Below are 12,855 nucleotides of genomic sequence, written 5' to 3'. Positions count from 1 at the left end.
AGCTCTTAGGCCTAAGAGGGAAACATGCTAACATTTGGCTTTAAGCATAAGATCTATTGCTACCCCTTATACATAAAAATGGCCCCGACAAGTGCGGGCTGCCGGGGCCGGGGACCTTCACCATGGAGTCGAGGTGAAGGGAGGTGAGCTGTCGCATGGGAAATCAATCACCTTTCAATATTATTCTACCTGTCATTACGGGATGTAGTGTGCATAAATAGGATTCAGTGTTATTTACTTGTAAAGTGAATGATTCGCCTATTTTAAGATCTGGCGATTTCCAGTCGGTTGAGAACTCCTCTGTAACATTATGAGCAACAATATCCCTATTGATCCATTGTACTGAATCACCGGGTGCCACCGTTATTTCGGAGGGGATAAACTTCATCTTCTTTATCTCCACAATATGTGTTTTACCGGCTTTATCAGGGGAGTCCCCTTTTGTCTTTGAGCAACCAGTCAGGGCAATGAGCAATATCCAAATTGTTAACAATACATAAAATCGCATACTATAAATCATCCAACTATCTTCTTTTGAACTGACTCCGCATGTTCCAGATGGGTTTCAAGTGCTGGTAGCACCACTTCAAGCAAATCTTTCAGCTCTTTATTTTCGGTGTCCGGAATTAGAACATTTCGCACGGCATTAATTACCGCTTTGTGATAAGCCACCTCATTTTCTATGTATGCCTTGTCAAATGCCTTACCAGATTTACCTTGTAGCATTTCCCTGGTCTTTTGGGCGTCTTCGTTTAATTTTTTGCTCAAAGCGTTGGGCTGTGGTTCCACTCCGAGCTTTGTTACCAGTTCCACAGCCTGATTTATAACCGCTGTGTGGTCATTGACCATCGTATTCGCAAAATTCAATATCTCTTTATTGCTGCTTTTATCCTTTGCTATTTCGGCATACTTGATATCTATATCGTTGGCAGCTACAGCTATGGCAGCAATTTCTGCATCATTAAACTGTTCACCATTTTGTGCATTCGTATTTAAAGTCAATACGAAAAAAAGAATTGCTATTAATGAGGGAAGACGGTTTAGTACTTTCATTATTGGATTGGTTTTAATTGAGCTTAAAATTCACCCATTAGATCTAAGTAAATTCAGATTGGTTACAAAAAAGATTGGATTTTATTTCAATACTTAAGACAGCGGAAGAGAAAGCGCTAAAAGGTTACCCTGATAAACCAGCATGACTTTAAGCTGGGAATAATAGACTGATGGCCATACTAGTTAGATAAGCCGTTTCGACTTTTAGAGATAGATATGATTTATTTACAAACCAACTACGATATGATCTAGAAAAATATTTATGTCAATAAATAAGTTGAGGTAAAAATTTGGACATCATTCAGAGAAAGAACCCATTTCTGTTATTTTTTTAATTTTTTCACGAAGAATAGATAAAATGAGATCTACTTCTTCACGATGTGTTCTAAAATTCAATACGGCAACCCTAAGATAAAACCTCTCTTTTAAATGCGTTGATGAGAGGAATACACGTCCATCCCTATGGATTTCATCAACCAGTCTTTTATTGAATTGGTCAGGGTCGCCTTCACCCGGTATATATCGAAAATACATTACTGAAAGTTCAGGTTCAGGCCCAACTTCTATGCCGCTGATTTTCTGTACTTCTTGATAAAAATAGCGCGTCAGCAAAAGCTTTTCCTTCAGCGCTGCTCGAAAAGGTTTAATACCAAAAAGTTGCAGAGGAAGCCACATCCGTAACCCCCGGAAATGCTTAGATAATTCTGGTGATAAATCAGCAGGCGATACTTCTTCAGTAGCCTTGTAAGCATCCTGCATATAGTGTGCTGTCATATGCTGGGATTTATATAACTTTTCTCCTTCTTTAACGAGTAGTGCACCAGATCCATAGGGTAAAAACAATCCTTTATGTGGATCAATAGTGATAGAATCTGCTCTTTCGATACCTGCCAACTTTTTTTCTCCATGTTCTGTAAGCAGAAAAAAACCGCCATAAGCTGCATCCACATGGTACCAAATACTTTCTTTTTCAGAGATATCAGCAATTGCATTTATTGGATCAACAGCCCCAAGGTCAGTTGTACCTGCAGAAGCAAAAATAACTAACGGTATTAATTCTTCGTTACGGTCAACTTTGATCTGTTTTTCGAGTTTCTCGACCCTCATTCGAAATTGTTCATCCATTGGAATATTATGCACAATAGCATCATCAAGACCAGCGAATTTAATAGCTTTCATTACACAGTGATGCACTTGTCTCGTAGTATATATCACAGTACGGGCAAAGTCTTTAGCCTGTATTTCAGCATTGTCTCGGGCCATAACCAATCCGATTAGATTGGCAATTGACCCTCCTGATGTCAGATTTCCAGATGCCCCCTCAGGATATCCAACAAGGTCATTCATCCACCGAATACACATATTTTCGAGGCGTACGGCACCAGGGGCGGAAAAGAAAACACCAGCATAGCGGTTCGTTACTGCCGCCAGATAATCGGCAATAGCTGAAGGGTAAAGCCCCCCACCTGGGATGTAACCAACATGCTTGCCGGATGCGGGATTCAAACCGGGTGTATCTACCTCCGATTTTAAGACATCGAGCAGGGTATCCATATCCTTGGAATGTTCCTCAAACGGCAAGTCATAAATATCACGCCCCATATCTTCTGATTCTACATAGGCTGGAAGAGTGGAAATATTTTCGATAAAGCTTTCTCCATATTTTCGAGCCTTTTGTAAAATATTACTCTGTTCTTCAGCCCTATATTCAAGTTTGCGAGCTTCATATTCCAATTTTTTTAGCTGTTGATCCATATTTCTTATAACAGATTAGTTTTAATTGAACTCGAACTTTACAAAGGCTGTCGGGAAGCAGTTTAATATCAAAAAAAAAGTAAATCCCACAAAAATGGGAAATGATACTTTTAGAATGGGCTTTCAGACATTCCGCGCATTATAATAGCCCTTTAACAATTTTCGAATACATTGAGAAAGTTTGTAACCATAGGTTTGGTTTTCCGATCTAATGGGCTAGATTAGTCAAATTTATAATACAAGCGACCATGTCATACACACTTCCCATTTTAGATATTCAGACAATTACTCACGATGTAAAGCAATTTACCCTGTCGAAGCCCGATAACTATTCATTCATCCCAGGTCAGGCAACCGAAGTTTCAATAGACAAGGATGGATGGAGAGAGGAAAAGAGGCCGTTTACATTTACTTCTTTACCTGAAGATGAGAAGCTGGAATTTGTTATTAAGACTTATACTGATCATGATGGTGTAACAAATCAATTGAGTACTCTCACAACTAATGATTATCTTATCATTAATGATCCTTGGGGTACTATACAATACCAGGGCAAGGGCACTTTTTTAGCAGGCGGTGCCGGCATAACTCCATTTATCTCTATCATCCGTCATCTTTATCGACAAGATAAGTTAGACGGGAATACGCTTGTTTTTTCAAATAAAACAGAACAGGATATCATCCTCAGGAATGAGTTAGAGGAGATTCTGGGAGATAATTTCATCAATGTCATTACAGGGAATGGAAGAAATAAAAACAACGATTCTACATTTTGTTACCTGGATGGATTCATCGATCAACAATTTCTGACTGAGATAATCGACGATGTAAGCCAAAAATTTTATGTATGTGGTCCTCTTCCTTTCAATAGGTCCATGTTGAAGTACCTCAAAGCACTTGGTGCCAATCCAGAGACCCTTGTTTTTGAACAGTAAGAAGCATTATTCAGATAAATATTAGCTATACCCTATGGAAGCTATTTCAAAAAATATTGATAAAAGTTTTGACGACTTAACTGAGAATGAAAAAATTGAGCATATTCAATTCTATTTTCTGAGAATCATGCAAGTGCTTGGGCTGAATTTAAACGATAGCAGCTTAAAGGACACCCCACAGCGAGTAGCCCAAATGTATGTAAATGAGATCTTTAATGGCCTTAATGAGAACTCATTTCCTAAGATGACAGTATTTGAGAATGACTATGGCTATGACCAAATGTTAATTGAAAAGGATATCACATTATACTCCTATTGTGCCCATCATTTTGTACCGATTATAGGCAGGGCCCATGTTGCTTACTATCCTTCTGATTATGTTGTTGGCCTGTCAAAAATAAATCGGCTTGTTCAGCATTTTGCCCAGAAACCTCAGGTGCAGGAAAAGCTGACCATGGAAATTGCCGATGCCCTGAAAGAGTCCCTGCATACTGATGATATTGCCGTGTTCATTGAAGCGGATCATTTATGCGTAGCTTCCCGGGGTATAAAAGATACCAACAGCACTACTCAGACCAGTTTTTATGGAGGGAAGTTTAAGCAGGATCAATACAAACGGGAATTCCTGGAATCGATGCGATAAATTATCAATAACCCATTTATTGCAAGATATCATGATATTCTGTCTTGAACGGAAAGCCAATTCTACAATTTGTGCCCAAAAAATGTGGCTTAAATCAAACCTACAGGGAGGATTTAAACATGTTAGCTAAGATCAAGCTCTCATATCTAGTCTCCATATCCCAATCACAGAAATTAGACTACCTGACCTTTGTAGAATCTGATGGTTACTAAGACAACTACGATTACACAATCTGGTTTCAAGAGATTTACATTAATTGCCGGAATAATTCTTATTGCTTTAACCCTGCGTGCACCGCTTGCTGCCGTAGGCCCTCTGACTGGAGCTATTCAGAAGGCAACCGGCCTCTCTCATGGGATGGTCGGCCTCATCACTACTCTTCCATTACTTTGTTTTGGATTCCTTTCCACACTTACGCCGCTTTTTACCCGAAAATGGGGCATTGAAGGCACATTGGGCATAGCTCTCTGCTTACTTTCTGTGGGTATTGCACTACGATCAATTGTTTCTATATCCGCTTTATATGCTGGAACCCTACTGTTGGGTATAGGAATTGCGTTGGGTAATGTATTGCTACCAAGCCTGGTAAAACGCGACTTCCCGAACTATAAAGGATGGATGACCAGCCTCTATTCAAGTTTAATGGGAGCTGGTGCTACACTGGCAGCAGGTATTAGTGTACCACTGGCAAACGATCTGGGTTGGGGCTGGCGCTATTCTCTTGGTTGTTGGGCAGTGCTCTCTATAACTGCATTTTTATTCTGGATACCCCAATTGCAGGATCATACGCTTCCAAAGCGAACAATAAGCATTCGAAAGTCGCTGCGTGACTTGGGGCAATCACTTCTAGCTTGGCAGATCGCATTATTTATGGGGCTGCAATCCTTCATCTTTTACGTCGTGCTGGCCTGGCTTCCCGAAATGCTGATAGGTCAGGGCATGGATGTCAATACGGCCGGGTGGATGCTTGCACTTTCTCAGGGTATGGGAGTACTGGGCACCATTGTACTACCAGCCTATGCCGAACGCCTTAAGGATCAACGAGGTATCGTTTGGATAATTGGCATTATTGAACTGGTAAGTATAGCAGGTCTTCTGATGCCTGGAACAAGGTTCGTACCCCTTTGGGCAGGTCTGATCGGATTTGCATTAGGATGCAGCTTTGGCCTTGCACTATTATTTATGGTCCTACGAACACAGAACTCAGAAACGACTACTGAACTTTCAGGAATGTCACAGTCACTGTGGTACCTAGTGGCCGCAACCGGGCCAACGTTATTTGGGTGGATTCATGATGTAACGCAAAGTTGGACTGGTCCCATTATCCTCTTGCTGGCAGTTGCCTTTTGCCAATTGTTGGCCGGGCTTGGAGCTGGGAGGAATACAACTATCTCGAAATAAGAACTTTATTCAATCATTAAGTTGCCAGTTCGGCATCTATCATCTCATTTTAACATCTAAAACAATACTTATTTATGAAACCAAATATTGGAATTGTAGGCGGAGGTGGATATGCAGCAGGCGAACTCATTCGCTTGTTGGTTAACCACCCGGGAGTAACTATCGAATTTGTCTATAGTCGTAGCCAGGGAGGGAAACCGATCACATCGGTCCATCAGGATCTGGTCGGCAAGGTAGAAATGGACTTTGCCGAATCTGTGAACCCAGAGGTTGATGTCATCTTTCTATGTATGGGGCACGGTAATTCACGGTCATTCTTGGAAGATAATCCCTTACCCGATGATACTAAGATTATAGATATCAGTCGCGATTTTCGTCTATCAAAAGATGCTGAGTATAAAGATGGAAAACGGTTTGTATATGGATTACCCGAACTAAATCATGAAAAAATTAAAACAACTGATCTAGTTGCAAATCCCGGTTGTTACGCCTCTGCCATAGAATTGGCACTGCTTCCCCTTGCCAGTGAGCAACAACTAAAGCAGGATATTCATGTACAAGCCATAACCGGCTCTACGGGTGCCGGTCGGAAACCGAGTAAGTCGTCACATTTTAGCAGGCGTGACGGTAATATTTCGATTTACAAGGCCCTGAACCATCAACATGAAGGGGAGATCAAAGAATCTATTCGATCATTACAGAATGACTTCGATCAAAAGTTAAACATCATCCCAATGCGTGGGAATTATACCCGGGGCATTTTTGTGACAGCTTACACGAAAACTGATTTGGAAGAAAAGCAGGCTATTGAGCTGTACAATGATTTTTATAGCGATGCTCAGTTTACCTATGTGAGTTCAGATCGAATTCATTTAAAACAAGTCGTAAATACGAATAGATGTATGCTCGATCTTCAAAAATTGGGCGATAATCTGCTAATAACCAGCACTATTGATAACTTGCTGAAAGGAGCATCCGGCCAGGCTGTACAAAATATGAATCTGATGCTTGGCCTGTGTGAGGATGCAGGATTACAACTTAAAGCGAGCTATTTCTAATTGTATAGATAATTCTAAAGTGTTCATTTAAGGAACATAAGAACTACCAACCTAACGCAGTCATCCCAGACTTGTTTAAGGATTTCGTAAATAAAAGCATTGATATAAATAGAAGCTGAATAAGCGCTACGATGCTAGACGAGATCCCTCTCCGAGCAATGTTTGGGATGACCAATTGGCTTTGCTCACCTCTTAATACGCAACATTTTAGATTAGATAACCGATAGCTTATACAATCCTAATAGTTGGCTTTTCTTTATTATATTTTGTCTCAAAATTTGTTTTATGGAACCAATTAGTTGGCTTTTATGCAATTAGAGACACGAACGCTGCGAAAAAGTATTAACAAAGCTTTTCTCAAGGAGACGGTCGATCGGTCCTCATTTAATCATTTCAAAACAGAATTGGGCCAACTACTTAAAGCTATTGAGGTATCCAAAAAGAAGGAGGAATTGGAAGAGCACTATAAAAAGCCATTAATCTCTTTTTTGGAAGAGGTTGGATTCAAAAATTATAACATCAATACGAGTGATCGTATAGATCTGGCAATACATACCGGACCTAAGGGTAAAGATCCTGTTGGGGTATTATTTGAGGTGAAGAGCCCCACTAAAAAGCAGGATATGGTTACCAAAACCAGTTTTAACCGTAAAGCCTTGCACCAAGCCGTTCTCTATTATTTAGTGCAGCGACTTGAAGTGGAGAACACGGATCTAAAGCATGTCATTGTCACCGATATGTTGAACTGGTTCGTATTCGACGCCCAGGAGTTCGAACGCTGTTTCTACAAACCCTCTGCGCTACGTAAAGTCTATAAAAGCTGGAAGGAGGACCAGAAGGTCTCTTCCAACAAGGATTTTATGTATGAGGAAATTGCAAAATTTATTGATGAGCAAGACTCAACTATTAGGGGCCTGCATCTATATCTTGCCGAATATAGCCAACTGCTTGAGGCTAGGGAAGGCAGCGACCATGAAAAGAAACTTATCCCGCTTTACAAGTTCTTTTCTCCCATTCATCTGCTCAAAGAATCCTTTGCCAATGACAGCAATACACTGAACCGGGAATTTTACCGCGAGCTGCTCTATATCCTTGGGCTGGAAGAGACCAAGGACGGAAGTACCCGATACATCGAACGGGCAACTGAGGAGAACCGGCAGGCCGGGTCAATGATTGAGAATACGATTCGTATTCTGGATACGGAGAATCACCTGAGCACCGTACGGGAGCCGGAAGTCCGGTATGGGAAAAACAAAGATGACCAGCTATTCAATGTAGCACTGGAACTGGGTATCACCTGGATGAACAGGATCCTGTTTCTGAAGCTGTTGGAAGCCCAGTTGTATCGGTACCATAGGGAGGATAACCATTTTAAATTTCTGGAGTACCAAACTATTGATGAGTTTGACGAGCTCAACAAGCTCTTTTTCCAGGTACTGGCCCGGAAAGAAGACGAACGCACCGAGGATATAAATGAGAAATTCGGGCATATCCCCTACCTGAATAGTTCTCTTTTTGATCCAACAGCTTTGGAGCACCAATCTGTGTTCATATCCAACCTGGATGATAAGAAAACCATCCCGGTGTACAGCCGAAGCGTGCTCACCGGAAAGCGCGGAGATGAGCTGAATACCCTGCAGTACCTGTTTGCGTTTCTGGAAGCCTACGATTTTGCAGCCGAAGGGGGCGAAGAGATCCAGCAGGAACGCAAGACGTTGATTAATGCCTCGGTACTCGGGTTGATCTTTGAGAAGATTAACGGCTACAAAGATGGATCCTTCTTTACGCCGGGATTCATTACCGAGTACATGGCCAGAGAAACACTTCGTAAAGCGGTAACCGACAAGTTTGCCGAGCATTGGGATGAGGAAGAACTGACATTCACCGATATTTATAACCGGATTGGCCGCAAGCAGGCCAATATCGAGAAGGCCAACGAGATTGTTGATAGCATCACGATCTGTGATCCGGCCGTGGGATCCGGGCACTTCCTGGTTTCGTGTTTGAATGAGCTGCTGGCTATTAAGTCTGACCTGGGGATTTTGTGTGGCCGGGAAGGTAAGCTCTTTCATCACGTGAACATAGAAATTGAGAATGACGAGCTGATTGTGACCTGGGGCGATGAAGAACTGTTTGAATATGAGGTATCTCCCACCTGGCAGGGAACAAGCCTGGCAAAGCGAAAGATCGCCTCGGACCGGCAGCGCATCCAAAAGGCCCTGTTCCATGAGAAACGGCATATCATCGAAAATTGCCTGTTCGGAGTGGATATCAATCCCAATTCAGTCAAGATCTGCCGCCTGCGACTGTGGATTGAACTGCTCAAAAACACGTATTACACCGAACGCAGCAATTACCGGGAACTGGAGGTGCTGCCCAACATCGATATCAATATCAAGACGGGGAATTCCCTGGTCAGCCGGTTTGAGCTGGACAGCGACCTGAGCTCGGTGTTCAAGAATAGCGACCATTCCCTGGAAGATTACAAAGGGGCAGTCCGAAACTACAAGCATACCGGCGACCGGGAAGAAAAGCAGCGGCTGCAGAAGCTGATCGATGATATTAAAGAAGAATACAGTACTACCCTGCTCAATAACCGCCCCATTAACAAAAAGCTGAGCAAGCAGCGCGGCCGGCTGGAAGTGATGCAGAATTCCGACCTGTTTGGAGATAAGAAATTCACTCAGAAAGAGATCAAAAAGCAGAAAAAGAAGGTCAGGAAACTGGAGGAACAGAAGGCAGAGGAAGAGAGTGGGGTTTTTTATAACCAGGCGTTTGAATGGCGATTTGAGTTTCCCGAAGTGTTGGATACCGGTGGCGGGTTCACTGGCTTTGATGTGGTGATTGGCAATCCGCCGTACATACGGCAGGAACAGTTGAAAGATCTGAAAGAGTACTTCAAAACCAACTATGAGGTATATCAGGGTACGGCTGACCTGTATTCCTATTTTATAGAACAGGGCATGCGGTTGTTGCACCAAGGTGGGCTGTTCCACTACATCGTATCCAACAAGTGGATGCGGGCCAATTACGGGAAACCTCTACGCGAGTGGATGCAGCAATTCCAAATTGAGTCGATTATTGATTTTGGAGACCTGCCCGTTTTTGAGGAAGCTACGACGTACCCTTGCTTATTACAATTAAGAAAAAATGACCACCATTATGATTTCAAAGCAGTTGAAGTAGAAAATTTAGAGTTTGATGATCTGGAGCTATTAATAAAGGGTTCCTTCTTTGACGTTGATCAGTCGATGTTAGTAGCTGATGGTTGGACCCTTATAAATAAGAGAGCTCAAACTTTACTAGAAAAAGTTAAGAACCAAGGGGTTCAACTTGCAGAATATGTGGATGGGAATATATATAGGGGCGTATTAACTGGGTTAAACAAGGCATTTGTAATTAACAATCAGACAAAAGAAGAGTTGATTTCTGAGGACTTATCGAGTAAGGAATTGATTAAGCCCTTTTTAGCAGGAAAAAACATAAAAAGATATCAACCTCCATCATCTGATTCATATCTTATTTTGATTCCAAGTGGTTGGACTGACAAGCAAACGTCGTCAGAAAACAAATGGGAGTGGTTTGAATCTAATTATCCAGCTATAGCAAAGCATTTATCACCATACGAAGAGAGAGCACGAAAAAGATATGATCAAGGAAAGTATTGGTGGGAATTGAGGCCATGTGATTATTACGAGGAATTTGCAAAGCCTAAAATTTTATTCCCAGATATATCAAAAGAAGGGGATTTTACTTTTGACAAGGAAGGAACATATTACATGGTTAATACAGCCTATTTTATTCCCAAGGATGATTTATATCTATTGGCTTTGTTGGGATCAAATTTGATAGAATTCTATTATCGTGGAATACTTGCAAGTTACAGAGGGGGCTATCTGAGATTTTTTACTCAGTATTTGGAAATGATTCCAATTGTAAATGCAGAAGACGACGAACGAGAAAAAATTGAATCGCTTATCTCGCAAATTCTTACTGCAAAAAAAGACAATTCTGATACTGATATTTCAGAGTTGGAGTCGAAAATTGATAGGTTGGTATATGATCTATATGGCCTTGATGAGGATGAGATTGCGATTGTAGAAGAGAGTGTAGGGTAGATCTAATTCAAAGATAAAGTCGACCAATCATGCATTTAATAGATACAATTGAAATCTACTATTTTCGGTCCATATATCAGCAAACAATATCAAATATTAATGAACTGAATATTTTTAGTGGTAATAATGATGTTGGTAAATCGAATATTTTAAAAGCGCTAAACTTATTCTTCAATAATGAATCTGAATGGAATGAACCTTTTGACTTTTATACTGATTTTTCTAAGGAAAGATTAGAGATAGTTAGACAAGAAACAATTAAGGGGAAACAGCAAATTTGGATAGCCATTACATTCAATAGGCCAGACTCCTATAGTGGAAGTTTACCCGAAAAGTTCAGAGTTAAAAAAACATGGACTAGAGATACTGAATATCCTAGTGAAACCGATAATCTTGATACCTATGATCGTAAAAACGAATTACCAAGTACATTAGAAACTTCAAGAAGATTTTTATCAAAATTCCTTAACAAAATTCATTATGAATATATACCGGCGGTTAAGGACAAAAGATACCACAACAACTTATTGCTAAGATTGCAAAAATCACTACTTAATATTTCAACCGATTCGGATCATGACATATTGAGAGTAAGTGATAATCTAGCAGAACACATCGAAGATAGAATATTATCTTTAAAGAAGGATTTTGAAAGAGCTACTCAATTAGAGTCTAAAATAAAACCACCCGAAGAACTCGCATCCTTATTTCAATCATTTTACGTATCAACAAATTCCCAAAACATATCTATTCCATTAGAGTATAGAGGAGATGGAATACAAGCCAGATTTATTCCTTCTGTTCTTAAATATATCTTTGATAACAATTCCAATTATTTCATTTGGGGATTTGAAGAACCTGAAAATTCCCTCGAATATAGCTATTCAACTAAATTAGCTAATGATTTTATACAGGAGTATACAAAAAGAGCACAAATTTTTATTACTTCGCATTCCCCTGCATTTATCTCATTAAAGAGTGAGAAGAATAATACCTACCGTGTTGTAAAAGAGGATAATAGATCAGATTTACTTCAAGTTTTTCCAGAAAAAGAAGCACATTCTGAACGTGAGATATTAAACAATGAACTGGGTATATATGATATCGCAGAAATAGTCCATGAAAATATAAGTGAGAGGCTAGCCGAGTTTGATAATCTCAAAAAGAACCTTAATGAAATTGAGAATAAACTTGAAGAAAGTGAGAAGCCATTTGTATTAACAGAGGGAAAAACAGATGCAATGATTTTAAATATGGCTTGGGAAAAATTATATGAGGACGAAAATCCTTATAAAATTATGCCTGCTGATCCTGTAATGGGATTTGATGAATCCGGTGCAGCAGGTGCACCAACTTTAAAAAAAATGATAGATTCTATTCATCCAGAATTAAACAAAAAAGTTATTGCAGTATTTGATAGAGATGACGAGGGGATCAAACAATTTAATGACTTAAGCAATAATTTTAACAAATGGGACAACCGAGAAGATGTAAAGATGCACAAAAATGAATTAGCATTTGCTCTACTACTGCCCCCAATAGATGATCGTCAGAAGTATGCAGAAAATAATAACCTAACAATTGAATTTTATTTCTCTGATGAATTACTGAAATTAACGGATGGACAAGGGCATGGCTTAAAATTTGAGGATCCTCAAATTTTGTTCAAAATTGGAGGCAAACGATATGACTCGGATCAACTAGATTTGTCTGAAAATATTGATTCTGAAGAAATTGATTCTCAAAGGAAGATTTTAAATGGTAAAACAACATTTGCTGAAAATATAGTCCCTACAATCGAACAAGATGGTTTTGAAAACTTTATACTGATATTTGATTTAATTGATGAACTTTTAACGGATTAAACTCCTAATTAAACCAATAAGTCTATT

The 12,855-nt window shown here is 40.0% G+C and carries 9 protein-coding genes; 6 read left to right on the top strand and 3 right to left on the bottom strand.

Annotated elements, in window-relative coordinates; genetic code table 11:
• Positions 1-163: 163 nt before the first annotated feature.
• The 3 genes from NC796_RS26750 to NC796_RS02295 form a co-directional block, all read right to left on the bottom strand.
• Positions 164-508, bottom strand: a complete 345-nt coding sequence (locus tag NC796_RS26750; RefSeq protein WP_409070344.1) for a plastocyanin/azurin family copper-binding protein — start codon at positions 506-508, stop codon at positions 164-166.
• Positions 509-516: 8 nt separating this feature from the next.
• Positions 517-1,053, bottom strand: coding sequence for a DUF4142 domain-containing protein (locus tag NC796_RS02300; protein ID WP_310681717.1), 537 nt, complete (start codon positions 1,051-1,053; stop codon positions 517-519).
• Between the two features lie 297 nt (positions 1,054-1,350).
• Complete coding sequence (locus tag NC796_RS02295; RefSeq protein WP_310681716.1) at positions 1,351-2,808, bottom strand: aminotransferase class V-fold PLP-dependent enzyme; 1,458 nt, start codon at positions 2,806-2,808, stop codon at positions 1,351-1,353.
• Positions 2,809-3,056: 248 nt separating this feature from the next.
• On the opposite strand from NC796_RS02295, the gene NC796_RS02290 reads away from it, so the two are divergent.
• The 6 genes from NC796_RS02290 to NC796_RS02265 all read left to right on the top strand — a co-directional run bounded on the left by NC796_RS02290 (position 3,057) and on the right by NC796_RS02265 (position 12,828).
• On the top strand, positions 3,057-3,743 hold the full coding sequence (locus NC796_RS02290; RefSeq protein ID WP_310681714.1) for an FAD-binding oxidoreductase: 687 nt from the start codon (positions 3,057-3,059) through the stop codon (positions 3,741-3,743).
• A 34-nt stretch (positions 3,744-3,777) separates the two neighbouring features.
• The gene (gene folE, locus NC796_RS02285) at positions 3,778-4,386 is read left to right on the top strand and encodes a GTP cyclohydrolase I FolE (RefSeq protein ID WP_310681712.1); all 609 of its coding nucleotides are present in this window, start codon (positions 3,778-3,780) and stop codon (positions 4,384-4,386) included.
• A 201-nt stretch (positions 4,387-4,587) separates the two neighbouring features.
• Entirely contained in the window at positions 4,588-5,787 is a 1,200-nt protein-coding gene (locus NC796_RS02280; protein ID WP_310681709.1) for an MFS transporter, read from the top strand.
• Between the two features lie 74 nt (positions 5,788-5,861).
• Entirely contained in the window at positions 5,862-6,845 is a 984-nt protein-coding gene (gene argC / locus NC796_RS02275; protein ID WP_310681707.1) for an N-acetyl-gamma-glutamyl-phosphate reductase, read from the top strand.
• A 308-nt stretch (positions 6,846-7,153) separates the two neighbouring features.
• Positions 7,154-10,963, top strand: coding sequence for an Eco57I restriction-modification methylase domain-containing protein (locus NC796_RS02270; RefSeq protein WP_310681705.1), 3,810 nt, complete (start codon positions 7,154-7,156; stop codon positions 10,961-10,963).
• Positions 10,964-10,992: 29 nt separating this feature from the next.
• Positions 10,993-12,828, top strand: a complete 1,836-nt coding sequence (locus NC796_RS02265) for an AAA family ATPase (RefSeq protein WP_310681703.1) — start codon at positions 10,993-10,995, stop codon at positions 12,826-12,828.
• Positions 12,829-12,855: the final 27 nt, after the last annotated feature.

Origin of the sequence: Aliifodinibius sp. S!AR15-10 (genome assembly GCF_031569985.1) — a bacterium.
Classification (GTDB): domain Bacteria; phylum Bacteroidota; class Rhodothermia; order Balneolales; family Balneolaceae; genus JAMQKA01.
This window is presented reverse-complemented; position numbering and strand designations above follow the sequence as displayed.

Excerpts from the sequence above, each read along its gene's own strand:
- NC796_RS26750 (WP_409070344.1), bottom strand. The coding sequence starts at position 508 with ATGCGATTTTATGTATTGTTAACAATTTGGATATTGCTCATTGCCCTG.
- NC796_RS02265 (WP_310681703.1), top strand. The coding sequence starts at position 10,993 with ATGCATTTAATAGATACAATTGAAATCTACTATTTTCGGTCCATATAT.
- NC796_RS02290 (WP_310681714.1), top strand. The coding sequence starts at position 3,057 with ATGTCATACACACTTCCCATTTTAGATATTCAGACAATTACTCACGAT.
- NC796_RS02280 (WP_310681709.1), top strand. The coding sequence starts at position 4,588 with ATGGTTACTAAGACAACTACGATTACACAATCTGGTTTCAAGAGATTT.
- NC796_RS02300 (WP_310681717.1), bottom strand. The coding sequence starts at position 1,053 with ATGAAAGTACTAAACCGTCTTCCCTCATTAATAGCAATTCTTTTTTTC.
- argC (WP_310681707.1), top strand. The coding sequence starts at position 5,862 with ATGAAACCAAATATTGGAATTGTAGGCGGAGGTGGATATGCAGCAGGC.
- NC796_RS02295 (WP_310681716.1), bottom strand. The coding sequence starts at position 2,808 with ATGGATCAACAGCTAAAAAAATTGGAATATGAAGCTCGCAAACTTGAA.
- NC796_RS02270 (WP_310681705.1), top strand. The coding sequence starts at position 7,154 with ATGCAATTAGAGACACGAACGCTGCGAAAAAGTATTAACAAAGCTTTT.
- folE (WP_310681712.1), top strand. The coding sequence starts at position 3,778 with ATGGAAGCTATTTCAAAAAATATTGATAAAAGTTTTGACGACTTAACT.